The following is a 24794-nucleotide window of genomic DNA, read 5'->3' on the forward strand; positions in this document are numbered from 1 at the left end:
GGGGCTATGTGGCTACCCCGGTCCGCACAGAGTGGCCCGGACAGATCAGTTTTCCCAGGCAGGAGCCCGAGCAGCGTGTCCGACCACACCGCACCGACCTCCGGCAAGCAGGACCGTAGCGAGCTGCGAGCCGACTGCTCGAACTGCTTCGGGTTGTGCTGCGTCGCGCTGCCCTTCGCCGTCTCCGCCGACTTCCCCGTCGACAAGGAAGCCGGAACTCCCTGCGGGAATCTGCTGGCGGACTTCGGCTGCGGCATTCACTCCCGGCTGCGGGAGGAGGGTTTCGCCGGTTGCGTCACCTTCGACTGCTTCGGCGCCGGGCAGCGCATATCGCAACGCACTTTCGCGGGAACCGACTGGCGAGAGGCGCCGCACACCGCACGGGCGATGTTCGACTCGTTCGGGATGATGCGCCAGCTGCACGAACTGCTCTGGTACCTCACCGAGGCAGTGGAACTGGCGCGGCCCCGCGAGTTGCGGGAGGGACTGCGGGCCGCATTCGACCGCGTCGAGGGCCTCACCGAACTCAACGCCGAAGCGCTAGTGGCACTGGATCCGAACGCGCTCCGCGAGGAGATCAACCCACTGCTGCTGCGCACCAGCGAGCTGGCGCGCGAGGGACTCCCGGCTTACGGGGTGAACCATCGCGGGGCCGACCTGTTGGGCGCCGATCTGAGCGGGGCCGAGTTGCGGGGCGCCGGCCTGCGCGGGGCCTGCCTGATCGGTGCGAGGCTCACCGACGCTGATCTGCGCACCGCCGACGTGATCGGGGCAGACTTCCGAGGGGCCGATCTCGCCGGGGCTGACCTGCGCGGCAGCCTGTTCCTGACCCAGCCGCAGGTCAACAGCGCTCTTGGGGACGCGCGAACCGGCTTGCCCGAAACGGTTTCCCGCCCCGCGCACTGGTGATCCGGAAAAGCCCGGCGTCCCACCCGCATCGGCCGGCTCGGACGCGGAGTGGGTCGAAGTATTCACTGTGGAGCTGACGGGACTCGAACCCGTGACCCCCTGACTGCCAGTCAGGTGCGCTACCAACTGCGCCACAGCCCCGTTCGTCTCGGCACGGATGTTCAGTTCGTCGTACTGTTCATCCCGCGCTCGGACACGATACACGTCCCGCGCGAGAGCCGTTCCGGCCCCACCCACGCGAATGCCCGGGCCGCCGGTCACGACCCGGGCACGGCGCGCTCACGTCACACGGACGCGCGCATGTCGCGCATGATCGCGAGCTGGGCCTTCTGCGTGGACATCATGTCCTGGGCCATTTGGTTCAGCTCCCGATCGCTGCCGTTGAGGATCACGTCCCGCAACATCGCGACCGCACCGTCGTGGTGCGGGATCATCAGGTCCAGAAACATCCGGTCGAACTCGGCCCCGGAAAGCGTCGCGAGCCGGTCCATCTCCTCCCGGGTGGCCATTCCCATCCGCTCGAGCATTTCGGGATTGTCCAGCACATCCTGGTAGGCGGTTTCCGGATCGGTCACCGGCAGGCCGTTGCGGCCCTGCCAGCCCCGCATCATCTGGATTTCCAGGCTCTGTTCGGTAAGGATGCGGTCCGCCAGCGACTTCAGCTCGGGATCCGCCGCGCGGTCCGGAGCCAGTTCGGACATGACGATCGCCTGGTAGTGGTGCGGGATCATCATGCTGGTGAACTCGGCGTCGGCATCGTTGTACGCCTGGGTGGCCGCACTCGCGGTCCCGGCACCGAGTAGACCCGTCATCAGCAGCACCACCAGTAAGGAAAGTTTCCGCAGGAACATGCCTGCTCCCTTCCGAACTCCCGCCGCCGGGCCCGGTGCGACCGGGCCCGGCGACAGGACGGATCACTCGGGGTACGAGTACTGGGTCTGGGGGTTGAGCACGTCCAGTTGGACCTGCTTGGCATGGCCCATTCCGGAGCCGGTCACCTTCATGACGTCCAGACCACGCGTGATGTCGCTGGAGTAGACGTAACCGTTGTAGTAGTACGCCGACCAGGAACCGCCGAGGGTCAGGTACTCCTCGTTGACCGGACCGCGGTCGAAGTAGCCGATCTCCTTCGGCGCGGTGGTGTCGGTGAAGTCGAAGATCGACACACCGCCCTGGTACCAGGACTGCACGTAGACGTTGCGGCCCGGAACCGGGATCAGGTTCCCGTTGTGCGCCACGCAGTTCTCGGTGTCGGTCTGGTGACGCGGAATCTTGTAGTAGCTCTGGAATTCGAGCTCGCGGTTGTCCCCGCTGCCGGTGATGTTGTAGATCGCGTTCGCGCCCTTCTTGGGACCGACGTCCTCGTTGCACGTCGGCGCACCACCGCCACCGAGCTCATCGGTGAACAGGACGCTCTTGCCGTCGTTGGTGAACGTGGCCGAGTGATAGAACGCGAAGTTCGGGTCCTCCACCGTGGTGATCACCCGCGGCTCGGCGCGGTCGGAGATGTCCAGCAGCGCGCCATCGCCCATGCAGGCGCCACCGGCGAGATCGTACTCCGGGTAGACCGTGATGTCGTGGCAGCCGGCGGTGCCCGCCGCGCCACCGTCGGGGAACAGCACCGGCTCGGCGATCACTTTCGCGTCGCTCGGGCTACCGGCCGGGACGTTGACGACCGAGATCGAGTCGTGCGGCGGCTGGCAGTTCGGGAACGCCGGGTCCGGGTTGTACGACGAGACGTAGAGGAACAGGTCGTCGGTGTTCTTGCCCGGAACCATGGTGTGGGTGTGCGAGCCGCAGTTGGTCTTGATGCCCTTGATGTAGCGCGGGTTCGCCTTGTCGCTGATGTCGAAGACCCGCATTCCCTCCCAGGAACTCGGATCCTCGTAGGAACCCCGTTCGCTCTGGCAGGTGGAGTCGCTGCGCGCGTAGTCCACCGACAGGAACAGCAGGCTGCCGTCCGGGCTCACCGACACGTCGCCCTGCCCACCCGGGCAGTGCACCTGGGTGACCGTCTTCGGCTTGTGCGGCTTGGAGATGTCGTAGACGGTGAAGCCGTCGTAACTGCCCTGGAAGGCGTAGTTCTGGTAGAACGCCAGATCGCTGTGGGTCGAGTCCTGCAGCGGACCCTGCCGTGGCACGTTGGCCACCGGGTGAACGTTGTTGCTGTGCTGCACGTCGTCACCCGGCGGCTGGGCGGCGACGGACGGCACGATCAGTGCCAGTCCGGTGACTGCAGCGGCCAAGCCGAGCGCGAGCGGCCTCCGGGATCGCCGTCGGCCCCGAAACTCCAGCATTCGGTCAACCTCCCTGAAAATCCACCACTCAGGACTCGCCGCTCGAGTCGGAAAATCCCGAGTTTTCCGGCGAGGATCGTCACACGCCGGAATGGCTCCAGACAGGGTCCTATCGGGTATTTACGCCTCGCACAGCAGACATTACAGCCATAAGCCGTAACACGCGCTGCGCTGAACGGAGTACCTACTCGACCGAAAGGGGAAACCTGTCCCTGACGTATTTCCCAGTGGAACAGCCGCCAGGGGGTGTAGCCTCGGTTGCCGCAGGCAGGGCGGCTGCCGGCGGAAGTAAGCAGCTCGACTTCCCGCTACGGCCGCACCTCCGTGCTACGGCGTGCTCAGTTCGAATCGTTCAACGTGGACCAGACCGCCAAGTGCCCGAGTGGCGTGGTTGAAGATCGCGAACCGGTAGCCCAGGAAGAAGTGCCAGTCGGTATTCATGGTGAAGTCCGGTCCGAGGAACTCGAAGTCGACACCGTCGGTGCTGTAGGAGAACCTGGCCCGGTGCTCACCGTTCGGACGGATGTCGGCGTGGACGCGCAACCAGACACGGCTGCCGGACACCTCGGCCTCTGCTCGCCGAGTACCAGTCGAGACGGTGTTCCAGTCACCGTCCATCGTGAGACCGTCGACCATCGCCACCGTGTTCGTGCCTCCGTCCGGATCGACACCGATCCACGCCGAGGAATCGCGCAACAGGGCCAGTCCCGCCCTGTCGCCTTCCAGCATCGCGGAGCCGTCGAGCACGATCGTCGCGGTGGACGTGGGGCCCTGGATCCGGCGAGTCACGGTGTTGCGGGCGGCGTAGAGATCGTCGGTCACCGTGGCGGTCAACAACGACAGCCCACCACCGGCCCACCACACACTGTTGTCCGGGTTGTGGTTCCACTCCCACGCGGGGCCGAGGGTGCTCCCCTCGAAGGTGTCGACCCCGATGAGCGGTTCGACCTCGTGTACCGGTTCCGGGAGCGGATAGCTCTCGCCCCAGGCACCGTCGACGAGCCGCACCACCGGCCAGCCGTCCCAGGTCCACGTGATCGGGGCCAATGCCGGAACCCTGCCGCCCGGATAAGCGTCGACGAAGGCCATGTAATACCAGTCGCCGTCAGGTGTGTCCACGAGACCACCCTGGTGCGGTACACCGCCACCGGGAACCGGACCGTCCAGATCGAGCAGCACCTCGCGCATCTCGTAGGGCCCGAACGGACCGTTCGACGACTTCAGGATGTACTGGCCGTTGGCCGGGCGGGTCAGGAAGATGTAGTAGTTACCGCCGATCCTGTAGAACCGTGCCCCCTCCAGCGTGCCGACCTCCGGGGGCGTGCTGAAGACCAGCTCGGATCTGACCTCACCGCTCGCGTCCCGGGACAGCTGGGCGACACTGATATCGGTCTGGCCGTAGGCCACGTAGAGGGTGTCGTCGTCATCTATGAGCAGCCCGGCGTCGTAGTAGACGTTGTCGATCGTGGCGTGCCTGTTCCACGGTCCTTCGGCGGCCGGGGCCGTGTAGACGTAGGTCTTCGCGAAGTCGATCTGACCCAGCCAGTAGAAAGACTCGTCGGCGGGACGGTAGTTGAGCGAAGACGCCCAGATGCCGCCCACGTAGGCATTGCCACCGTCGAGGTCGTACTCGGATCCGAAGTCCAGCACCGGAACGGAGTGCCCGGCGAACTCCCAGTTGACCAGATCGTACGACCGAAGTACGGGTGCGCCCGGCGAGTAGTGCATCGTCGAGGCCGAGTAATAGTAGGTGTCCCCGACCCGAAGGATGTCGACATCGGCGAAGTCCTGCCAGATGACGGGGTTCGAGTAACCACTCGAGGCGAGTGTGCTCGCGGTGGAGCTCGGCACCGAACCGAGAGCCTCCGGGGGTCGGGCACCGAGGGTCGGCACAGCGGCGGCGAGCAGGCCGGCACCTGCCGCGAGAATTCCGCGGCGGCCGTAAGTGTTGTCGCTGCGGGACATGTCGGAACACTCTCCACTTCTCGGACGAACGAGCTGGACGGAATTCCGGCGGGATCGAAGCCCTGCCCCGCCGGGACGGAAGTTCCGGGCCGTGCGGGCACCTGGATCCGGCGGATCCAGGTGCCCGACCCGCTCCGGCCCGATCGTGCCGCTCGGCCACCGATCCCACCCGGGACGAACGGAAGGCCGAGCGGTACCGGGGCGGACGCTCCCCTCGTCCTGGTGTCGGCGTACTAGCAGGACGAGTTGGTCTGGGTCAGCAGTCCGAGCTCGTACGGGAGCTGGGAGTACTCACCGCCCGCGTTCGGATCCTTGCCCTGGTAGAGGAACTGGAGCCGGCAGGGGTCGATCGTCATGGTCTGGTCGACACCGGAGCGGATCAGCTCGCCGTGGCTGATGTCGGCCGTCCACTGTCCACCGGGGAACGTGACGTTGTTGGACCTGGCGAACGGATTCCGCTCGGTGTCGGCCAGCCGGTTCCAGAAGCCGTCGATGCTGTTGGCGGTCCAGGAACGGAACCAGCGATGGCCGTCGCTGCCGATGGCCTCCACCAGCAGCAAGTACTTGCCGGTTCCCGCCACCTTGTAGACGTTGCTCGCCTCGAACAGGTCCTCGGGGGTGTCCCACACGGCGATCTGAGTGTTGCCGAAGCCGTAGGGGAACTGTCCGATCGTGGTTTCCGCACGGTAGAGGTGGCCGTTGTCGTCGGAGGAGAACAGATAGCACATGGCCGAGTCACAGGTGACCCAGAAGTCCACCCAGTGCCCGTCACCGATGTTGTCGGAGACTATGTCGGGCATGCTGTTCATGAGGTTCTTCGGTTCGGACCAGGAGCTCGGATCGCTCGGATCGTCCGTGGTGGAGTACGAGGGCACCCCGGTCTGGTAGACCAGATACCACTTGTCCTGGGGTTCGAAGTAGAACACCTGCGGCGCGGCACGGTATCCGGAACCGATGGCGGACTGGTCGAGGTAGTAGTGCGGCGCCGAGGACGCTTGCGACCAGTCGCTGAAGTGGGTGTAGACCAGATTCCAACCACCCGATTCGCTCGCGGTCGTGCCGTAGACCAGCCACTCGCCGTTGTAGCGCACCACCGATGGATCCTTGAAGGAGACGGCGTCGTGGGTCGCGTCGGGCTTGGGGCCGATCAACGGACCGGTCGAGGTCCACTGGAAGCTCGACGGTAGCTCGGCCGTGGTGTTCGCGCTCGCTGTCGTGTCCGTGTAACCGGCGGACACGCCGCCCACCGCGAGCATCGCGGCGGCCAGCACCGCGAACCAGCGTGAGTATCGCACTGGGATCTCCTCCTAACCGAAACAGTTTCCCGAAACCGAGTGGGCGGATCTCTCGGAAGAGTCCTAACCGGATTCCCGCCCCCTGGCCCATCTCCGTGCCCACGCAGGGAGATGACACCTCGCCGTGGCATCCCGTCCGCTGGAACCGGCCAATCTCTCCGTTTCATGGGAGCGCTCCAATAGTTGCCGTGCACCGTAGGCACGGCCAATTGGGCACCGCGAAGAAAAGTGGACGCCGATCCCGGAATCGGCCGGGACAGCCTGGAGTGGCCAGGCGATCCTCTTCCGCGCCCTCCGGTCGTGAAGCACCGGAAAGCACGTGTCATCGGAAGGCCGGAACTCCGCTCAGATGGATCCCTCCTCGTGACTTTCGCCCACGGAGCTGCCGCAGCAACCCCGAAAGCCTTGTTCGTAATGCCGAACAAGGTTCGAATCTATCGGGGACAGAAGTTCCACGAAGTTCCGCTCGCTGTCAACGGTCCCGCGAAAACGACCTCCCGAATTGCCGCGGAAGCACCAACCGTCAACCGCTCGGCGGGCGAATTCCGTCGAAAACCGTTTCGAGACTCGCCCCTGGAGCACGACGCCCGTCCGGCCCCACGCCGTGCCGAGCCGGTCGGAACTCCGTCGCGGAGCCGACCGGCTCGGCAAGGGCACGGGAATCACGGGGCTCAGTCGGAAGCACCATCCTCGGCGCGACTCGACGCGCGAGGGTTGCTCAGACGAGTCCCTGAGCGAGCATGGCATCCGCGGTACGGAGGAAACCCGCGATGTTGGCGCCGAAGACGTAATCGTGAGAGGCACCGCCGTAGGACTCGGCGGTGGCACGGCACCGCGAGTGGACATCGCGCATGATGGTGGCCAGCCTGTCCTCGGCCCGCTCGAAGCTCCAGGTCTCCCGAGAGGCGTTCTGCTGCATCTCCAGCGCCGAGGTGGCCACTCCTCCGGCGTTGGCGGCCTTGCCGGGCCCGAAAAGCACCCCCGCCTCCCGGAACGCCTCGATCGCTTCGGCCGTGCACGGCATGTTCGCGCCCTCGGCGACCGCGAACACCTCGTTCTTGACCAGTGTCAGGGCGTGTTCCCGGTTCAGCTCGTTCTGAGTGGCGCACGGCAGCGCGACGTCGCACGGCACGTCGAACACCGAGCCGCTCTCGACGAACCGAGCGTTCGGCCTGGCTTCGGCGTAGGCGGGCAGGCGCTGGCCGCGCACCTCCCTGATCTCCTTCAGCAGCTCTGGATCGATCCCGTCCTCATCGACGAGGTAACCGAGCGAGTCGGAGCAGGCCAATACCGTTGCTCCCAGGGCGCTGGCCTTCTCGACGGCATAAATGGCGACGTTGCCCGAACCGGAAACCACCACGCGCTGGCCCTCCAGGGAGCGACCTCGGGTGGCGAGCATCTCCTGCAGGAAGTACACCACGCCGTAGCCCGTGGCCTCGGTGCGAACGTGCGAGCCGCCCCACGCGACCGACTTACCGGTGAGCGTGCCCGCCTCGTGGCGGTTCGTGATCCGCTTGTACTGACCGAAGAGATAGCCGATCTCGCGAGAGCCCACCCCGATGTCCCCGGCCGGAACATCGGTGTGCTCGCCCAGGCTTCGGTGGAGCTCGGTCATGAACGACTGGCAGAACCGCATGATCTCGCCGTCGGACTTGCCCTTGGGGTCGAAGTCGGCTCCGCCCTTACCCCCTCCGAGCGACATACCGGTCAACGCGTTCTTGAAGATCTGCTCGAAGCCGAGGAACTTGACGGTGCCGAGGTCCACACTCGGGTGGAACCGCAGTCCACCCTTGTACGGACCCAAGGCACTGCTGAACTCCACGCGGAACCCGCGGTTGACCCGGACATCACCACGATCGTCGGTCCAGGGGACCCGGAAGACGAGCTGCCGTTCGGGTTCGCAGAGTCGCTCGACGATCCGCGCGTCCACGTACTCCGGATGCTTTCGCAGGGCCGGTTCGAGGTCGTGCAGCACCTCGGCGGCCGCCTGGTGGAACTCGCTCTCACCGGGATCGCGTCGACGGAGCTCCGCGTAGACGCTTTCGACGTGTTCGGTGACGTCCATTACACCGACCTTTCCCTTCGTGCTCGGACTCGCTGGGACCGGTCACCGGACGCGTGCCCCTCCCCGGTCTATAGGTAGAACGGCGGAGTGTCCAGGCCCGGTACAGGGTTGCCTGTGCCACACCGTGCCCTTCGGCGGAACGCGCTCGGCCGCTTGCTCGAAACGCGAGCGAACCGGTGTGTTGACTGTTTCCGCTCTTGTACCGCTGCATGCCGGACAGCGTGCTGCCATAGGTGGTGAGGGAATTCGGAACGGCGAACACCGAGCCGCTTCGAAGTTCTGATCACCCGCTGCGGCCGCGGAGAGTCGCGCCGAGACGCCGCACGAACCCGCCGGAAACCCCGCGGGACCTTACATCACCGCTCGGCCCGATCGAGTCCGACCCCGCGCGGTCCCGTAACCCCCTCCTCGACCTGAGCAGCGACGATCGTGACTACAGCGGGGTAATGACAGACCCTCCCCTGCGGATTTACCCGCTCCTAGCGTGGCGGTATGACCACGAGTTTGACTCTCAACAACGGGGTGGAGATGCCCGCCGTCGGGTTCGGCGTGTTCCAGACACCACCCGAGGAGACCGTCGACGCGGTTCGTGCCGCGCTGCGCACGGGTTACCGGCACATCGACACCGCGGCCGCCTACGGCAACGAGCGCGAGGTGGGACGGGCGATTCGCGACTCGGGTCTGGACCGGTCCGAGGTGTTCATCGAGACCAAGATCTGGATCACCGACTTCGGCTACGAGGAGACCCTGCACGCCTTCGAAAAGAGCGCGGGCAAGCTGGGTGTCGACCGAATCGACCTGCTGATCCTGCACCAGGCGCTGCCCGAGCGCTTCGACCTGACGTTGGGTGCCTACCGCGCGCTGGAGAAGCTGCTGGCGGACGGACGGGTACGCGCCATCGGCGTCAGCAACTTCATGCGCGAACACCTGGACAGGCTGCTCGCGGAGACGTCGGTGGTGCCCGCGGTCAACCAGATCGAGGTGCACCCCTACTTCCAGCAGCCCGACGTGCTCGCGGCCGACGCCGAGCACGGGATCGTCTCGCAGGCGTGGTCGCCGATCGGCGGTATCACCTTCTACCGCGACAGCGGGCACACCAGCACGCTCGAGGACCCGACGATCGCGCGGAGCGCCCAGGCGCACGGCAGGACACCGGCGCAGGTCATGCTGCGCTGGGGCCTGCAACGGGGGCGTTCCGTGATCCCGAAGTCCACCCGCGCCGAGCGGATCGACGAGAACTTCGCGGTGTTCGACTTCGAGCTCACCGACGAGGAACTCATCGCCATCGACGCGCTGGACACGGGCGTGCGCGGCGGACCGGATCCCGAGGAGGTCACCCTGGCGGACTTCGGCTGGGAGATCGCCGAGGCATGATCGCGGGGCGATGACGGCCGAGTTCGGTACGGCCCAGTCGCTACGGCCCAGTCGCTACGGCCAGCCGAGACAGCCCGGTCGAAGGGGGAGTCATGGTCGTCACGGGTACCACCAGAACCTCCCTGACTCCCCGCTCACGCCTTAACCTGGGGTTATGGCCAAGAGCAACGACCGGACCGAGGTTCGCGAGTTCCTCAGCTCGCGGCGGGCGCGCATCACCCCCGAGCAGGCCGGGCTACCCGCCTACGGCGGCACCCGGAGGGTGAAGGGGCTGCGGCGGGAGGAGGTCGCCATGCTCGCGGGCGTCTCGGTGGACTACTACGTGCGCATGGAGCGGGGCAACCTCTCCGGAGCCTCGGATACCGTACTGAGTTCCCTGGTAACAGCCCTGCAACTGGACGAGGCGGAGCGTGAGCACCTCTTCTCGCTGGCCCGTGCCGCTGGACCGGACCGGAGCAGGCGTGGCGCGACCCCGAGCACGGTGCGGCCCCAGGTGCAGCAGGTGCTCGACGCCATCAGCGACGCCCCGGCGTGGGTGCGCAACGCGCGGCACGACATCCTGGCCACGAACCGACTCGGCCGCGCCCTCTACTCCCCCGTACTGGCCGAGCCACGTCGACCGGCGAACACCACCCGGTTCGTCTACCTCGATCCGGCCGCCCCCGACTTCTTCGTGGACTGGGATCGCATCGCCAACGACGCGGCCGCCATGCTGCGGCTGGAAGCGGGCCGCAACCCGCACGACCAGGCACTGATCGAACTGATCGGCGAGCTCTCGACCCGCAGCGAGGTCTTCCGGCAACGCTGGGCCTCGCACGATGTGCTGTTCCACCGCAGCGGACAGAAACGCCTGAACCACCCCGTGATCGGCCAACTCGACCTCAACTACGAGTCCATGCAGCTGCCCTCCGAGCCCGAGCTGACCCTCAACGTCTACACCGCCGCGACGGGCAGCCCCACCGCCGACGGACTCAAGATGCTCGCCAGCTGGGCAGCCACCCAGGAAACCGACGAGACACACCAACCGGTCGACGAGGAAAGCTGATCCGAGGCGAGGCGTCGGGCCCACGGCGACAGTTCCGAGGAACGCCCCTGAACAACGAGAGGCAGACCGGCGGTCAAATACGCGGTGATACAGAAAAGTGCCCCTCACAAGTCCTGTGAGGGGCACACTATCGGTGGAGCTGACGGGACTCGAACCCGTGACCCCCTGACTGCCAGTCAGGTGCGCTACCAACTGCGCCACAGCCCCTCTTCATTTTTCCCGGTCGGCCGGTTTGGTTCTTTGTTTCCGTCCCCGCCTTCCGTTGTGCCACTACTTTACAACAAGGTGAGCCCTCTTCCGTACAGGGGGTCCCCCATTTTCGATCACAGCCGCCGTTGGTCCTGTACCCAGCGGGTTCACCACCGGCTCACCCCTTCGGCCCCGGCAGCACGCCGCACGGTGGACGAGTCGACCGACCGAGTCCGACGAAAGCGCCCGAAGTGACCCGCACCACGGATCGCGCCCGTGAGTCGGCCCCCGCACCCACGGGTCGGCGTTCAGCCCGCCCGGGCACCCTCACGGGTGCGCCTCGGATCGACCTCCCGCTCGGGGTGCCTGCGCAGATACTCCTGCTCCAGCTCGAACGTCCTGCGGGTGTGCTCCTCCAGCGCGTCCGAGGAACCGTGCAGAAACGTCTCGTTGCGCGTCTCGTGCAGGTGGCGCAGTTCCCGCCGCAGGTCGACCTCGGACAACTCGGTTGCTTCCACTCCGGTTTCCATGGACACGCACTCCCCTCCCACCGGGTTTTCCGCGGGGGTACCCGGTCGGCCGCGATGTGACACCCATCTCGGAGAATCAGGTCCGACGCATATCTCGATCAACTACGGTTCGACCGACCGCGGTCCGATCGACTACGCGGGGGTCCGATCGACTACACGGGCTCGGCCGACTCGGCGGAGCGCTCGGAGTCGGTCCGTCCGCTGCGGGAACCGCGGCCGAGCGTCTCGGGCGAGAACAGCCACGTCACCATCGCGACCAGCGCGACAGCCCCGGTGAGCAGGAACGCGGCACGGTAGGAGAGCGCACCCGCCAGCGCACCGGCCAGCGGCGGCCCGATGATCGTGCCGACGTCGGCCGACATCTGGAAGGCGGCCAGTACCGGTCCTCCCTTGGCCTTCGGCCCGACTATGTCGGCCACGGCCGCGCTCTGCGCCGGGGTGCACAGCCCCATGCCGATTCCGCCCACCAGCGAGGCCCCCAGCAACCAGGGAACCGACTCGCTGAACCCGATCGCGGCGCTTCCCACAGCGGCGATGGCCAACCCGCTCAGCAGCATCGGTTTGCGCCCGTGCGAGTCGGCCAGCCTGCCCGCCGGAAGCAGCACTGCCGCGTTGCCCGCGGCGAACACAGACAGGGCGACACCGGTCATGGCGTCGGGCAGCCGCATCGCCTCGACGATGAACAGCGGAATCAGGGCGATCCGCACGCCCTGCGCGGTCCAGCCCTTGCTGAAGTTGGCCAGCAGCGAGGCGCGGTAGCTGGAGTCGCGCAGCGCGGTGAGCACCTTGAGGTCGGGGGCGTCGGAGTGCTGCTGCGGATCGGCCAGCGTGGAGTTGCGCAGCAGGAACCAGCCGACGAAGGCGGCCAGGTACAGCGCGATGCCGTAGATCAGGAAAGGCAGCCGCAGCGAGAACCCGATCAGCAGCCCGCCCAGAACCGGACCGGAGATACTGCCCAGCAGGAAGCTGGTCGCCCAGAGTCCCGAGGCCCTCGCCCGCAGGTGCGCCGGGGCGAGCCGCACCAACAGCGCCAGCGCCGAGACGGTGAACATGGTGGAACCGATGCCGCCGAGGCCGCGGAACACCAGCAGCTGCCAGTAGGACTGCGCGAAGGCGCAAGCGGTGGAGCTGATGCCGACGATGACGATGCCGAGCACGTAGTTCGGGCGCTCACCGAACATCGAAACCAGCCGCCCACTGGCCGGAGCGAAGACCAGCCGCATCAGCGCGAAGGCACTGACGATGAAGGCCGCCGCGGTCACGCCGACGTTGAAGCTGGTCGCGAAGGTCGGCAGCGCGGGCGAGACGATGCCCATCCCGATGGCGACGATGAAACCGCCGCTGATCAGAACCCAGATCTCGCTGGGTAACTCGGACAGCGTGCTCGACTTGCGTGGCGATTCGTTCGGCTGGTTCTCGGTCGCGGTCGGCGAGGTCTCCGGCACTGTGCCTCCTTGTCGTCCAGCAGGAGACAAGTTCGCCCAGCCGTGAAATATTCCCGATCTCGCCATGCCTTGCGGGATTTCGCCACGCGTGACGCGGCGCCCACCGGCCGTCGCGCCCGAGTCAGCCGAGCACGCGGGAGGAACCGCGTCACCGGGGAGAACCCGTCATCGGTTCCGGCCACGAGATCGTTCCGGAGTGCTGTTGTCGAACCGGGGGCCCGGGGCCGAGGAGAGGAGCGAGTTGTTCGTCGAGGTGCTGGTGCTACTCGAACAGCTCGTCGACCCCGCGGGTGTAGGCGGTGACGGCGTAGGCGGTCTCGAACCCGCAGGACTCCGCGAAGCGCTGCGCGGATCCGCCGTCCTCGGCGTGGGTGGCGACCAGCAGCGCCCCGCGCTCCACGGCCGCGTCCACGCCCACGCGCAGCAGCTCGCGCCCCCTGCCCCTGTTGCGGCGGCCGGGGCGTACCACGATGTGCTCGATCAGCCCCATGCCGCTCTCGGCGAAGCCGAGCACGAACCCGGCCACCCGTTCGAGTTCATCATCGTCCAACACGTGCAGGAAACACCGTGGGTCGTCCAGCCGCTGGCCGAGGTGACGCGGCAGGCGCCGTTCGGCTCCGGAGGAAAGGTCCAGCTCGTCCGCCAGCAATTCGGCCACCGAGGGCAGGTCGTCCTGGGCCGCTTCGCGCACCGGGTGGGTGCCGATGGACTCGGTCTCGCGCCTGGCCGGATCGGGGCGGTACAGCAGCGCGACGTTCTCGGCGACCGCGTGCCAGCCCGAGTCGTCGGCGATGCCCTCGATGTCGGCCACCGTGGTCGGGGAGGCGTGCACCACGGCCTCGGGCCTGCCCGACTCGGCGAACACGCTCTCCAGCCGGAACAGCGTGGTGGCGACCTCGGCCGAGGTGCCCCACAGCCCGCAGGCGCGGTTGCCGAGGGCCAAAGGATTGCCCGCGTTGAGCACGACGTCGGCGACGCCGACCTTGCCGACTCGCCCCTCGCGCACCGCGCCGGAGGCCAGCTGGGCGCGTTCCACCAGCGCGGCGAGATCACGGGCCTGCTCCGGGGCGAGCAGTTCTTCGTCGTCCGGGTCGTGTAGCGGGTCCACGCCAACATTCTGCCGTTCGGACCAACGGCCGCGGGTTACCGTCACGGGGAATACGCGGAAACGGCCCCCCAATCGACCCGGACCGCTCCGAATCGCCTCGGGAGACCGTTTCGGTGGTGTCCGCGCGAGCTCAGCCGAAGCGGTCGGTCTTGACCGCCGTCACGAAAGCCCGCCACTGCGAACCCGTGCTCGCGACGAACCCGGCCGCACAATCCTTGCTGTCCCGCACCGCCGCACCATCGGCGATCCGACCGACCTCGACGCACGCCGTTTGATGCTGCGAACGACTCAACTTCCGCCATCCTTCGGGGTGATGTGTTGTCACTGCGAGTTCTCCGTTTCATTGGCGATACGGGCGATGAGCTCCGTGGAATCCTCAGGGCTCATCACCAACTGCCGGAGCGCACCCGTCGCTTCCCGATAGGCCCGACCATCCTCTGGCTCGTGCAGGAAGGTGGAGGAACTGTACTGCTCTCTGTGTACGCTCGGCTTCGACTTCGGGAGTTCGAACAGGATGAAAGTTCCCGCGTGCGCGGGGTGCCATCTTTCGATTCCCGCTGGGATGACCCGCCCGGGCACCCTTTCCCGGCTTGCCACCTCGACGATGTGCCGAAGCTACTCGACGAGCACGGCACGACCACCGCGAAACCCCGACGACCGGGGGCCGGGCCGTCCCGCCCGGCCGGGTTCCCTCCCCGCTCCCGACCCGGCCGGGCACCACCTCCCACGTTCCGGCCCCATGGCGTGGCGATTTCGCGAGAAATTGACACCACGCTATGTCGCGTCCTGGCGTCGATTTCTCGCGAAATCGCGGAATAGTGCGGGAGCGTGAAAGCGTTTCGGAAGCCGCGAACCCCCACGGCCCCGAGGAACGCGAGAGCAGGATGTCGGAAACACCGCGCCACGAGGTGATCGTCATCGGTGGTGGCCAGGCGGGACTCGCGGCGGGATACTTCCTGCGCAGAGCGGGCGTGGACTTCATGATACTGGACGAGCGGCAGCGGGGCGGCGGCTCCTGGCAGCACATGTGGCCATCGCTGCGGCTGTTTTCCCCCGCCCAGCACAACTCGCTGCCCGGCTGGGGGATGCCGCCACAGCCCGGCGCGGAGTTCCCCACGGTAGACCATGCGGTCGAATACCTGCGGGCCTACGAACATCGCTACGAGCTGCCCGTGCGACGACCGGTACGGGTCGACGGGATTCGGCGAACCAACGGAGAATTCGTCGTGACCACGGACGTGGGGACCTGGACTTCCAGGGGAGTGATAAGCGCCACCGGAACCTGGCGCGCACCTTACGTACCCGCGTATCCGGGGATGGCCGACTTCACCGGCCCGCAGTGGCACACCGCCTCCTATCCGGGCCCCGAGCCGTTCCGGGGCCAACGGGTGATGGTGGTGGGCGGTGGCAACTCGGCGGCCCAGATCCTGGCGGAACTGTCCACCGTGGCCGAAACCACCTGGGTGACGCGCCGACATCCCCGATTCATGCCCGACGAGGTGGACGGCCGGGTACTGTTCGACGTGGCCACCCGAAGGCTCTCGGGGGCGACGAACGGTGTCTCCGAACTCGGCGACATCGTGATGGTCGACAGCGTGCGAAAAGCCCGCGAGCGCGGGGTGCTGCGGGCGCTTCCCATGTTCGACGGGCTGACCCGGCACGGCGCGGCATGGGCGGACGGGACCGAGCGCGAGTTCGACAGCGTCGTGTGGTGCACCGGATTCAGACCAGCGCTGCGACAGCTGCGTCCGCTGCGGCTGAGCAGGCGACAGGGCCGCATCCCCACCGAGGGAACCCGCAGTCTCGAACAGCCACGAATGCACCTGGTGGGCTACGGCGACTGGACCGGCGCCGCCTCGGCCACCCTGATCGGCGTGGGCCGCACCGCGCGGACCGCGGTCGCGGAGCTGATTGCCGAACTCGGCCGGGAGGGACCGGAGCACTCCGGCGGAAGAACTCAGACCCCGCTGGACACGGTTCGACGCTCGATGGCGAACCGATCGTAGGCGCGCATCAGGTACCGGTGGGCCGGTTGCTCGACCACCCTGGTCAGCCCCCACCCCAGCAGCACCCCGGTGGCCAGCATCCCCACGGTCTGCAGGAAGGTCGGCATGCCCAGGTCCCGCAACCCGCGCACCACCATGTGACCGAGCGACTGGTGCGTCAGGTAGACCCCGTAGGAGATCCCCGCGTACCACTGGACGGGGCGGCGCGCCGCCGTGGGGATCACGGCGTCCCAGTCGGGACCGCGCGCCACCAGCGCGATCACGCAGAGCCCGATCGCCACGCACACCGAGGACCCGACATCCGGGCTCAGCGTCCCCGAGGGGCCGACCTCGAAGCTGTGCAACCACTGCGCGAACATCGCGGTGCCCAGGAAAGCGGCGAAGTGGGGAGTTCGGAGCCTGCCGACCGACCAGAGCCAGATCACCACTCCGGCCACGAACAGGTGCCAGCGGTGGAACCCGAGCCCGTCGGCCAGCATCCGGTAGAACTCCGGCGGGTCCGAGGCGCGGAGGGGCCACTGCACGATGGGCAGCAGCATCGCGAACCACAGGACGCCGACGATCCGGTCACCGTGGCCGAACCGGGAGCGGTAGAGCAACGCCGCTGCCGAGAAGCCCATGAGCTGCAACGGCACCGTCCAGTGCGCGACGTCGAGGAACTCGAACTCCCGCGGCTTCCAGTGCCACAGCATCAGCAGGTGCTCAAGCAGGTCCCGAACGTCGGGCAGGTACCACCCCGCGACGTGGAAGGCGCGGGTGAGCAGGAAGATGAGCACCGAGCCCGCCACGAAAGCGGGCAGCAGCCGGGCGAGCCTGCCCCACCAGTAACGCAGCACGGTCCCGCGCCCGATGGTCACACAGGTGAAGTAGGCCGATATGACCAGCAGCATGCTGGCACCGAGCTGCCAGGGGAAGGTGAACGTTCGCGGTTCGATCTCGGGGTGGAACTCCACGCTGACCGTGGTCGAGTGGTACAGCATCACCAACGTGACGCAGCCTGCCCGAACCACATCCCAACTGATCTTGCGACGGCTCCCCTTACCGGGGGTCACCACGAATATCCGCCCCCGTCGTCCGCCCTGCGCCAAAACGTGCTGATCCTACATCGCACGCGGACACGTGAGTATTACTCGACACCGGTTCACTCGTTGCCCGTGGTATCGGCTCCGCGGTAGGCGCGGTTGCGGATACCGAGCACGACCGAGGCCAGCAGCGCGGCCAGTACCGAGCCCAGCAGCACGGCCACCTTGACGTTCTCACCACGTTCCCCGGCGCCGAAGGCGAGCTCGCCGATCAGCAGCGAGACGGTGAAACCGATCCCCGCGAGCAGCGACAGGCCGACCAGGTCCCACCAGGACAGGTTCGAGTCGAGCTGTGCCCCGGTGAACTTGGCCATCAGGAACGTCGCCCCGAAGATGCCGACCAGCTTGCCGAGCACCAGCCCCGCCATCACCGCGGGTACCACCGCATCCGAGAAAGCGGCGGTGATCCCGCCCCCGCCGAGCGACACCCCTGCCGCGAACAGCGCGAACAGCGGCACCGCCACCCCGGCCGAGATCGGACGCCAGCGGTGTTCCAGGTGCTCGGCCGGTCCTGGTTCGCTGCCACCCCGGCCCAGCACCGGAACCGTGAAGCCCAGCAGCACACCGGCGATGGTGGCGTGCACTCCGGACTCGTGCACCAGTCCCCAGGCCAGCACACCGAGCACCAGCAGCACCGGCCACCACGGGCCGCGCAGCCGCACCAGCAACGCGAAGGCCACTATCGGCAGCACCGCCCCCACCAGCGGCAGCGGATGGAAGTCGTCGGTGTAGAACACGGCGATGACCGTGATCGCCAGCAGGTCGTCGACCACCGCCAGCGTCAGCAGGAAGGCCCGCAGCGCGCTTGGCAGGTACTTGCCGACGATCGCGAGCACGGCCAGCGCGAAAGCGATGTCGGTGGCCGTGGGGATCGCCCAGCCACGCAGCGCCTCCCCGCCCGCCGTGGAGGCGATGGCGAAGAAGAACAGGGCGGGGACGACCATTCCCGCCACGGCGGCGACCACCGGGAGCACGGCTCTTCGGGGATTGCGCAGCTCACCGACCACGAACTCGCGCTTGAGCTCCAGACCGACCACGAAGAAGAAGATCGCCAGTAGCCCGTCCGAGGCCCAGTGCTTCAGGTTCAGGTCCAACCCGAGGAACTCCCCACCCGGCCAGGGGACGAACTCGGCGGCCGTCTTGTAGGTCTCGCCCCACGGCGAGTTGGCCCAGAGCAGCGCCAGCACAGCGGCGAGGAGCACCAGTACGCCACCGACGGTCTCCGTGCGCAGGATGTCGGCGAGGGTGAGCCTCTCGGCATCGGACGTGGGTGCGAACAAACGTCGCACCGGATTGCGCTGCGGCTCCTCGGCCCGCGACTCCTGCGGGCGGGAATGCTCGTGCTGGGAACTCCTGGCCGGGGAACTCCCGTGCTGGGATTCCGCGGGCTGTTCTCCGTCGCGCTGGGGGTCGGTCGCCATCAACACGTCCTGTTCGGCTCGTCCGTCAACTTCCCGCCGACCAGTCTTCCCGGCACACCATTTGCCCGATTTTACGTGCTGACGCTGCGTTCACACCCGACAGCGATACGCGAAGATCCGAACGAGACGCCGCGGAATCGGATCCGTGACCAGGGAACAATGCCGGAGCGGAACGTGGCGGGGCGTCGGCAGCACACGGGCGAAGGCAGGGAGCGCCACGTCAACAGTGATCGTTGTCACTTCGATGCGGCCGATGTGAGTTCGGCCGGATGAGCGTGCACGGTGGCGCCGGACAGCCGGGGCAGCTCCCGATACAGGTCACGTTCGGCCTCGTGGGCGATCTCGTGCGCCCGGTGCAGCGTGAGTTCCGCGGCGACGCCGAGTTTCACTTCGGCGTGCAGGGCGTGTCCGATCCAGCGCAACCGCACCGCTTCCACCGAACGCACCTCCGGATGGGTCCCCAGCGCGCGGTAGGCGATGTCGGTGAGTTCCGGCGCCACCGAGTCCATCAGTCGCGCCAGTATCCGGTGGGCCGCCGACCAGGTGACCATCGCGATGGCCAGACCGATCAACAGGCCGACCAGCGGATCCAGCAACGGCCACCCCAGGGCGGCCCCACCGGCGGCGAGCACCACGCCGAGCGAGGTGAACGAGTCCGTCCTGGCGTGCAGCCCGTCCGCCACGAGCGCCGCCGAACCGATCCGGTGACCGGTGCGGATGCGTATCCGAGCGGCGAGCTCGTTGCCGCAGAATCCCACGCCACCGGCCAGCGCCACGATCAGTGGGTCACCGATGCCGGATGGATCGAACAACCGGTGGGCGGACTCGACCAGCGCCGCCACCGCCGAGCCCGCGATCACCAGCACCACGAGCACCCCGGCAACGTCCTCGGCGCGACCGTAACCGTAGGGGAAGCGACGGTTGGCGGGTCTGCGTGCCAGCAGGAACGCCGCCGCGAGCGGGACGGCGGTGAGAGCGTCGGCGATGTTGTGCAGCGTGTCGGACAGCAGGGCCACCGAACCGGAGAACCACAGCACTCCGGCTTGCAGCACGGCGGTGGCTGTGAGCACCAGTAGCGAGAGCCAGAGGGCACGCATTCCCGCGCGACTGCCCTCCAGCTCGGTGTCCACCTGTTCGGCGGGGTCGTGCTCGTGCGGCAGCAAGAAGTGTCCGAGCCGGTGGAGCAGACCCCACCCGAGCGCCGGACGCGTGGCGCGCGGTTCGAGCGAGGAATCGTTACGCCCGCCGTGGCCGTGGCCGTGGCCGTGGCCGTGGCCGTGGCCGTGGCCGTGAGGATGTTCGCCGCTCATCGCCTGCCTCCGATAGTCGCCGTCGCGGTGAGCACGGCGGAATCGTAGCCGCACAACCCCGCACGCGACGACGGCGCAGCAGCAGGAATGTGGCAACAGCGGCGTGGGCCGGCGTCAATTTCTCGCGAAATCGCCGCGCCACGGCACCCGCGAGTAGGAAAGGTGAGGCGGTACGGAGAACGCCGCTCAGGGGTTACCGCGCTCGACCACGGCCCGCTCGACGGTCCAGGCACGACACTGCTCACTGAGCGAGAGCCCGAGCCCCGGCCGGGAGGGCACGAGCATGCGGCCCTCCCGGCACTCCAGGCGTTCGTCGAACAGCGGCTCCAGCCAGTCGAAGTGCTCGACCCAAGTGGTGTCGGGATAGGCCGCCGCCAGGTGCAGGTGGATCTCCATGGCGAAGTGCGGTGCCATGCCGAGGTGGTTCTCCTCCGCGAGCGCGGCGATACGGGTGAACGGCGTGATCCCCCCGACACGCGGCGCGTCGGGCTGGATGAAGTCGCAGGCACCGTTGCGGAGCAGCTCCCGGTGCTCACCGACACTGGTGAGCATCTCCCCGGTGGCCACCGGCGTGTCGAGCTTGCTCGTCAGGGCGGCGTGCCCCGCCGTGTCGTGGGCGTCGAGGGGCTCCTCGATCCAGGTCAGGTCGAAGCGTTCCAGCGCCCTGCCGATCCGCTGCGCGGTGGCGCGGTCCCACTGCTGGTTGGCGTCGACCATGAGTGGCACGGAGTCCCCGAGATGCTCGCGGACGGTCTCCACCCGCCTGATGTCGGTGGTCGTGTCGGGCTGGCCCACCTTGACCTTGATGCCGCCGATCCCCCGGTCCAACGCACCGGTGATGTTGTCCAGGATCCGCTCGATGGGTGAGGACAGAAAACCACCCGAGGTGTTGTAGCAGGCCACCGAGTCGCGGTGCGCCCCGAGCAGTTTGGCCAGCGGCAACTCGGCACGCCGTGCCTTCATGTCCCACAGCGCGATGTCGAACGCCGCGATGGCCTGTGCGGCCAGACCGCCCCGCCCGACCGAGGCCCCTGCCCAGACCAGCTTGCTCCAGAGGCGCTGGATGTCGTTGGGATCCTCGCCGATCAGCTCGGGCGCGATCTCGTTGGCGTGGGCGTAGAGCCCGTCACCGCCCGCGCGTTTGGAGTAGGCGAACCCGAGTCCCTCCCGGCCGTCCTCGGTGCTGATCTCGACGAAGAGGAAAGCGACCTCGGTGAGTGGTTTCTGCCTGCCGGTGAGCACCTTGGCGTCGCTGATCGGCGCGTGCAACGGTAAGCGGACCAGGGAAAGCTCGACCCGGCTGATGCGGTCGGTGACCGCGGTGGACCGTGCCGCGGTGTTCTCGGTGGACACGCTGGTGGTCATGTGAACTACCTTTCGAATGGTCGGACCGGCGGTGGGTCCACCGGTTGTCGGCGGGTGTCACCAACGCGGCGCGGGCGGCATGGTCCACTCCGGATCCGCGACCCGCATGGCAGCGACGTCGTCACGCCCGCGCACGTCACTGTTGATCCAGCGTTCGTGCAGGCTGCCCAGCGCATCGCGGTCGAGTTCCACCCCCAGTCCGGGTTCGTCCAGGACGGTGACGGCACCTCCGGCGAACCGGTGCGGTCGGGTTACGACGTCCTCGGTCTGCCACGGACGGTGGGTGTCGCAGGCGTGCAGTTCGCCTCGCACGCAGGCGGCGGCATGGGTCATGGCGGCCAGGCTGATGCCGAGGTGCGTGTTGGAGTGCATCGACAGACCGACCCCGTAGGTGCCGCAGATCGCGGCCAGTCGCTGGGTCGCGAGCAGTCCACCCCAGAAATGGTGGTCGCAGAGCAGGATCTGCACGGCGTCGGCGGCGAAGGCCTCGGGTATGTCCTCCGGCGTGGTCACGCACATGTTGGTGGCCAGTGGCACCCCCGTGCGGCGGTGCACCTCAGCCATCTCCGGAGTGCCGACGCAGGGATCCTCCAGGTACTCCACCACCCCGCGCAGCTTGTCGGCGACCCGCACACCGGTCTCGGTGGACCAGATCCCGTTCGGGTCGAGCCGGACCGGCAGGTCCGGGAACGCATCTCGGAGGGCCTCGACGGCGGCGATCTCCTCCTCCGGCGGAAACACCCCTCCTTTGAGCTTCAACGAGCGGAACCCGTGCTCGCCGACCATGCGCTCGGCCTGGCGAACCACCCCCGCCGGATCCAGGGCCGCACCCCAGTCATCGGTCGGGGCGTGCGGCGTGGGGTGCTCGTCCCACCGGTAGAACAGGTAGGCCGCGTAGTCCACCCGGTCGCGGACCTTTCCGCCGAGGAGCGCGTGCACCGGCAGCCCGACAGTACGGCCGAGCGCGTCGAGCATGGCCACCTCGAAGGCGGCGACCACGATCCCGTGCAGCCTGCTCAGGTTCGCCCGACCGAACAACCAACCGGCCGACTGCTCGTCGATGAGCCGCGGATCCACCGTGTCCGGACGCAGCACCTCGGCGGCCAGGTCCCACAACCGATTGGCAGCGGTGACGGGGTGCCCGGGCAGGTGCTCGGCGAGCAGCCGTATCGCCGCCAGGTACTCCTGATCGCCGTAGCTCTCGCCGAGCCCCACCACTCCCGCTTCCGTGACGACCTCGACGACGCAGCGGGTGGCGTAGGGCTGGTGCACGCCGTGGCGATTCAGCAGCGGGGCGTCGGCTATCAGGATCGGGGTGACGCGCACCTCCGAGACCAGCATCGATCGTTCGTTCACCGGAAACTCCCTTCGATTCCAATCGCGTGACCGGCACCGCCGAGCCACCACACGAATCACGGCGGTGGCTCGCGGGACGCTCGGGCGTGGGGTTCAGCTCGCCGCGTCGGCGGAGACGGTGGGCCGTTCGTCGGCGTCGAGCGGTCGCACCTTGACCACGAATCCGTACACGGCAGCACCGACCAGGCACAGCGCTCCCGTGAACAGCAGCGGAACCACGAAGGAGCCGGTCAACGACAGCAGGAACGCGATGACGATGGGGCTGAGCAGACCGCCGATCTGGGAGCCGGTGTTCTGGATCGCGAAGATGGACGAAACGTTGCCCTTGCCGGGTGCGACGTCGATGGGCAGGCTGAAGATCGCGGCCGAGGCGAAGGAGGAACTGGCGAACGAGACGCTGAGCAGTGTCAGGGCGACGACCGCGTTGGGAGCGAAGACCGCGAAGGCCACGGTTCCGGAACCGAGGGTTCCGATGATGATCGGGAGTTTACGGGCGAGCGCCAACGAAACACCACGTCGAACGAGACGGTCGGAGAACCAACCGCCCGCGAAGTTCCCGAATATGGCCACGAGACCGGGAATCGCGCCGTACTTGGCCAGGTCCATCGCGGAAAAGCCCTGGGAATTGACGAGATAGGTCGGGTACCAGGTGATGAAGAAGTAGTTTAGGAAGTTCCGGCAGATGTAGGCGGAGAACAATCCCCACGTGGTGCTGTAGCGGAACAGCCTGCCCCACGCGATGGAGGTGTCCCGCTCCTCCGGATCGGCTTCCTCATCGTCACCGTCGGCGATGTAGTCCGCCTCCGCCCGCGAGGTCCAGCGCTGCTTGCGAGGAGTCCGGTAAATCCACAACCACACCACCGCCCATAGCAGCCCCAGGGCACCCGTGACCAGGAACACGCCGTGCCAGCTGAAGGCCAACAGCAGCAGGGAGGCCAGCGGAATCGCTACCGCCGCACCGGCCTCGCTGCCCGCGCCGTAGAGCCCGGAGGCCAGCGCACGTTCCTTCCTGGGGAACCACTCCGAGACGACCTTGGCACTGCTGGGCATTACGGGCGCCTCGCCGATCCCCAGCAGCAGCCGCAGCCCGAACAGCGAGGCGGTACCGCGTGCCAGCGCCACCGCCGCCGTGCACAGCGACCACCACACCACCGCGGCCGCGTACACGGTCCGAGGTCCGAGCTTGTCGGTCAACCAACCGGCGGGCAGCTGGAAGGCCGCGTAGGTCCAGGTCCAGGCGCCGAGGATGACTCCTTGCATCGTGGTGCTGATGCCGAACTCCTCGCTGATCGTGGGCATCGCCACGGAGAGGTTGGCGCGATCCACGAACGCGATGATCAGACCGATACCGAGCAGCCCGGCGATCAACCACCGCACATTGGTGCGCCGTGGAGACTTCCCATTCCTCTCAGTTCTCTTCTCGGTGACTTGTTCGACCATCGAGCCCTCCTCGGATTCCTTCCCGCGAACATGATTCCGACGAGGGCACGGAACCGCTCTTGTCCACCAACGTGGAATCCTTCCCGGGCAGGAAAAGATCAGCAGAAACGAAGTTGCGGAATGAGACGATTTCCCGGTGCGAGCGATCCGGAAAGGGCACCGGATCACGGAGGACCGCTCAATCGCCGTCGGAATGGTCAGCGGCGACTCACGACTCGCCGGACGAACGGCGAGCCCTGTGCCGGGATGTCGACGTCCCCTCTCGACGGACTATCGGTCATGAACTGGGCTTTCTCGGGGTGAGCGGACTCGCGGAGCTCCCGTGAGCCACATCCGGCACGGTGTGCATCGTTGCGGCCACCTCTTCCGCCTCCGTTGTGTCCGGGGTCACCGTCTTCCGGTTGGGAGTGATCTTAAGCATGTGGGTCGATGCACGTCTAACACCGAAGCAGTATCGGGAAATACTGAAAGAGCATCGCGGTTGCTCACTGACGAGCGCGGTGTTTCGCGGCGACAACCGGAATCACATTCCGAAACAACGCCGAATTCGACTACTTCGACGATTCAGCTGTCGGATTCAGCCGTCGGAGAC

General features: G+C 67.3%; 21 protein-coding genes and 2 tRNA genes. 5 read left to right on the forward strand and 18 right to left on the reverse strand.

Annotation, left to right across the window (positions count from 1 at the left end; genetic code table 11):
* The first annotated feature begins 6 nt into the window (after window positions 1–6).
* On the forward strand, window positions 7–909 hold the full coding sequence (locus ACOQFL_RS12805) for a pentapeptide repeat-containing protein (protein WP_435544371.1): 903 nt from the start codon (window positions 7–9) through the stop codon (window positions 907–909).
* A gap of 68 nt (window positions 910–977) precedes the next feature.
* On the opposite strand, the gene ACOQFL_RS12810 is transcribed toward ACOQFL_RS12805, so the two are convergent.
* The 6 genes from ACOQFL_RS12810 to gdhA form a co-directional block, all read right to left on the reverse strand.
* Window positions 978–1050: transfer RNA gene (locus ACOQFL_RS12810), tRNA-Ala, on the reverse strand.
* Window positions 1051–1193: 143 nt separating this feature from the next.
* Window positions 1194–1760, reverse strand: a complete 567-nt coding sequence (locus ACOQFL_RS12815) for a DUF305 domain-containing protein (protein ID WP_435544372.1) — start codon at window positions 1758–1760, stop codon at window positions 1194–1196.
* Between the two features lie 63 nt (window positions 1761–1823).
* On the reverse strand, window positions 1824–3206 hold the full coding sequence (locus tag ACOQFL_RS12820) for an LVIVD repeat-containing protein (protein ID WP_435544373.1): 1383 nt from the start codon (window positions 3204–3206) through the stop codon (window positions 1824–1826).
* A 327-nt stretch (window positions 3207–3533) separates the two neighbouring features.
* Entirely contained in the window at window positions 3534–5171 is a 1638-nt protein-coding gene (locus ACOQFL_RS12825; RefSeq protein WP_435544374.1) for a glycoside hydrolase family 43 protein, read from the reverse strand.
* 233 nt (window positions 5172–5404) lie between these two features.
* Window positions 5405–6466 (reverse strand): glycoside hydrolase family 62 protein, encoded by a 1062-nt coding sequence (locus ACOQFL_RS12830; RefSeq protein ID WP_435544375.1) that lies wholly within the window; start codon window positions 6464–6466, stop codon window positions 5405–5407.
* Window positions 6467–7184: 718 nt separating this feature from the next.
* Entirely contained in the window at window positions 7185–8531 is a 1347-nt protein-coding gene (gene gdhA / locus ACOQFL_RS12835) for an NADP-specific glutamate dehydrogenase (protein WP_435544376.1), read from the reverse strand.
* 492 nt (window positions 8532–9023) lie between these two features.
* Between gdhA and ACOQFL_RS12840 the strand changes: the two genes are divergently transcribed.
* On the forward strand, window positions 9024–9905 hold the full coding sequence (locus ACOQFL_RS12840; protein WP_435544377.1) for an aldo/keto reductase: 882 nt from the start codon (window positions 9024–9026) through the stop codon (window positions 9903–9905).
* Window positions 9906–10059: 154 nt separating this feature from the next.
* On the forward strand, window positions 10060–10950 hold the full coding sequence (locus ACOQFL_RS12845) for a helix-turn-helix transcriptional regulator (RefSeq protein ID WP_435544378.1): 891 nt from the start codon (window positions 10060–10062) through the stop codon (window positions 10948–10950).
* 134 nt (window positions 10951–11084) lie between these two features.
* On the opposite strand, the gene ACOQFL_RS12850 is transcribed toward ACOQFL_RS12845, so the two are convergent.
* From ACOQFL_RS12850 to ACOQFL_RS12875, 6 genes are all read right to left on the reverse strand, one after another.
* Window positions 11085–11157 (reverse strand) — tRNA-Ala (locus ACOQFL_RS12850).
* Between the two features lie 290 nt (window positions 11158–11447).
* The gene (locus ACOQFL_RS12855) at window positions 11448–11675 is read right to left on the reverse strand and encodes a DUF6158 family protein (protein WP_092603058.1); all 228 of its coding nucleotides are present in this window, start codon (window positions 11673–11675) and stop codon (window positions 11448–11450) included.
* A gap of 146 nt (window positions 11676–11821) precedes the next feature.
* Window positions 11822–13114: an MFS transporter gene (locus tag ACOQFL_RS12860; protein ID WP_435544379.1), complete on the reverse strand. Its 1293-nt coding sequence runs from the start codon at window positions 13112–13114 to the stop codon at window positions 11822–11824.
* Window positions 13115–13376: 262 nt separating this feature from the next.
* Window positions 13377–14222 carry a GNAT family N-acetyltransferase gene (locus tag ACOQFL_RS12865; protein WP_435544380.1) on the reverse strand — a complete coding sequence of 282 codons (846 nt, stop codon included), beginning with the start codon at window positions 14220–14222 and terminating at the stop codon, window positions 13377–13379.
* Window positions 14223–14352: 130 nt separating this feature from the next.
* Window positions 14353–14514 carry a DUF397 domain-containing protein gene (locus ACOQFL_RS12870; RefSeq protein WP_435544381.1) on the reverse strand — a complete coding sequence of 54 codons (162 nt, stop codon included), beginning with the start codon at window positions 14512–14514 and terminating at the stop codon, window positions 14353–14355.
* 29 nt (window positions 14515–14543) lie between these two features.
* The gene (locus tag ACOQFL_RS12875; RefSeq protein ID WP_435544683.1) at window positions 14544–14828 is read right to left on the reverse strand and encodes a Scr1 family TA system antitoxin-like transcriptional regulator; all 285 of its coding nucleotides are present in this window, start codon (window positions 14826–14828) and stop codon (window positions 14544–14546) included.
* A gap of 278 nt (window positions 14829–15106) precedes the next feature.
* Here ACOQFL_RS12875 and ACOQFL_RS12880 point away from each other — a divergent pair, with 278 nt between their 5' ends.
* Window positions 15107–16228, forward strand: coding sequence for an ArsO family NAD(P)H-dependent flavin-containing monooxygenase (locus tag ACOQFL_RS12880; RefSeq protein WP_435544382.1), 1122 nt, complete (start codon window positions 15107–15109; stop codon window positions 16226–16228).
* Here ACOQFL_RS12880 and ACOQFL_RS12885 read toward each other — a convergent pair.
* The 3 genes from ACOQFL_RS12885 to ACOQFL_RS12895 form a co-directional block, all read right to left on the reverse strand.
* Complete coding sequence (locus ACOQFL_RS12885; RefSeq protein ID WP_435544383.1) at window positions 16180–17280, reverse strand: acyltransferase family protein; 1101 nt, start codon at window positions 17278–17280, stop codon at window positions 16180–16182. The genes ACOQFL_RS12880 and ACOQFL_RS12885 overlap by 49 nt on opposite strands.
* Window positions 17281–17369: 89 nt before the next feature.
* Window positions 17370–18590: a Na+/H+ antiporter NhaA gene (nhaA, locus tag ACOQFL_RS12890; RefSeq protein WP_435544684.1), complete on the reverse strand. Its 1221-nt coding sequence runs from the start codon at window positions 18588–18590 to the stop codon at window positions 17370–17372.
* A gap of 377 nt (window positions 18591–18967) precedes the next feature.
* The gene (locus ACOQFL_RS12895; protein ID WP_435544384.1) at window positions 18968–19894 is read right to left on the reverse strand and encodes a cation diffusion facilitator family transporter; all 927 of its coding nucleotides are present in this window, start codon (window positions 19892–19894) and stop codon (window positions 18968–18970) included.
* On the opposite strand from ACOQFL_RS12895, the gene ACOQFL_RS12900 reads away from it, so the two are divergent.
* Window positions 19883–20089: a hypothetical protein gene (locus ACOQFL_RS12900; protein WP_435544385.1), complete on the forward strand. Its 207-nt coding sequence runs from the start codon at window positions 19883–19885 to the stop codon at window positions 20087–20089. The genes ACOQFL_RS12895 and ACOQFL_RS12900 overlap by 12 nt on opposite strands.
* 138 nt (window positions 20090–20227) lie before the next feature.
* Here ACOQFL_RS12900 and ACOQFL_RS12905 read toward each other — a convergent pair whose 3' ends face one another.
* From ACOQFL_RS12905 to ACOQFL_RS12915, 3 genes are all read right to left on the reverse strand, one after another.
* Window positions 20228–21406 (reverse strand): L-talarate/galactarate dehydratase, encoded by a 1179-nt coding sequence (locus ACOQFL_RS12905; RefSeq protein ID WP_435544386.1) that lies wholly within the window; start codon window positions 21404–21406, stop codon window positions 20228–20230.
* 57 nt (window positions 21407–21463) lie between these two features.
* Window positions 21464–22747, reverse strand: coding sequence for an enolase C-terminal domain-like protein (locus tag ACOQFL_RS12910; protein WP_435544685.1), 1284 nt, complete (start codon window positions 22745–22747; stop codon window positions 21464–21466).
* Between the two features lie 108 nt (window positions 22748–22855).
* Window positions 22856–24202 (reverse strand): MFS transporter, encoded by a 1347-nt coding sequence (locus ACOQFL_RS12915; protein WP_435544387.1) that lies wholly within the window; start codon window positions 24200–24202, stop codon window positions 22856–22858.
* Between the last annotated feature and the right edge of the window lie 592 nt (window positions 24203–24794).

It is taken from the genome of Actinopolyspora sabaoui, from assembly GCF_051225635.1.
GTDB lineage: Bacteria > Actinomycetota > Actinomycetes > Mycobacteriales > Pseudonocardiaceae > Actinopolyspora.

Excerpts from the sequence above, each read along its gene's own strand:
- ACOQFL_RS12805 (WP_435544371.1), top strand. The coding sequence starts at position 7 with ATGTGGCTACCCCGGTCCGCACAGAGTGGCCCGGACAGATCAGTTTTC.
- ACOQFL_RS12815 (WP_435544372.1), bottom strand. The coding sequence starts at position 1,760 with ATGTTCCTGCGGAAACTTTCCTTACTGGTGGTGCTGCTGATGACGGGT.
- ACOQFL_RS12820 (WP_435544373.1), bottom strand. The coding sequence starts at position 3,206 with ATGCTGGAGTTTCGGGGCCGACGGCGATCCCGGAGGCCGCTCGCGCTC.
- ACOQFL_RS12825 (WP_435544374.1), bottom strand. The coding sequence starts at position 5,171 with ATGTCCCGCAGCGACAACACTTACGGCCGCCGCGGAATTCTCGCGGCA.
- gdhA (WP_435544376.1), bottom strand. The coding sequence starts at position 8,531 with ATGGACGTCACCGAACACGTCGAAAGCGTCTACGCGGAGCTCCGTCGA.
- ACOQFL_RS12840 (WP_435544377.1), top strand. The coding sequence starts at position 9,024 with ATGACCACGAGTTTGACTCTCAACAACGGGGTGGAGATGCCCGCCGTC.
- ACOQFL_RS12845 (WP_435544378.1), top strand. The coding sequence starts at position 10,060 with ATGGCCAAGAGCAACGACCGGACCGAGGTTCGCGAGTTCCTCAGCTCG.
- ACOQFL_RS12880 (WP_435544382.1), top strand. The coding sequence starts at position 15,107 with ATGTCGGAAACACCGCGCCACGAGGTGATCGTCATCGGTGGTGGCCAG.
- ACOQFL_RS12905 (WP_435544386.1), bottom strand. The coding sequence starts at position 21,406 with ATGACCACCAGCGTGTCCACCGAGAACACCGCGGCACGGTCCACCGCG.
- ACOQFL_RS12910 (WP_435544685.1), bottom strand. The coding sequence starts at position 22,747 with ATGCTGGTCTCGGAGGTGCGCGTCACCCCGATCCTGATAGCCGACGCC.
- ACOQFL_RS12915 (WP_435544387.1), bottom strand. The coding sequence starts at position 24,202 with ATGGTCGAACAAGTCACCGAGAAGAGAACTGAGAGGAATGGGAAGTCT.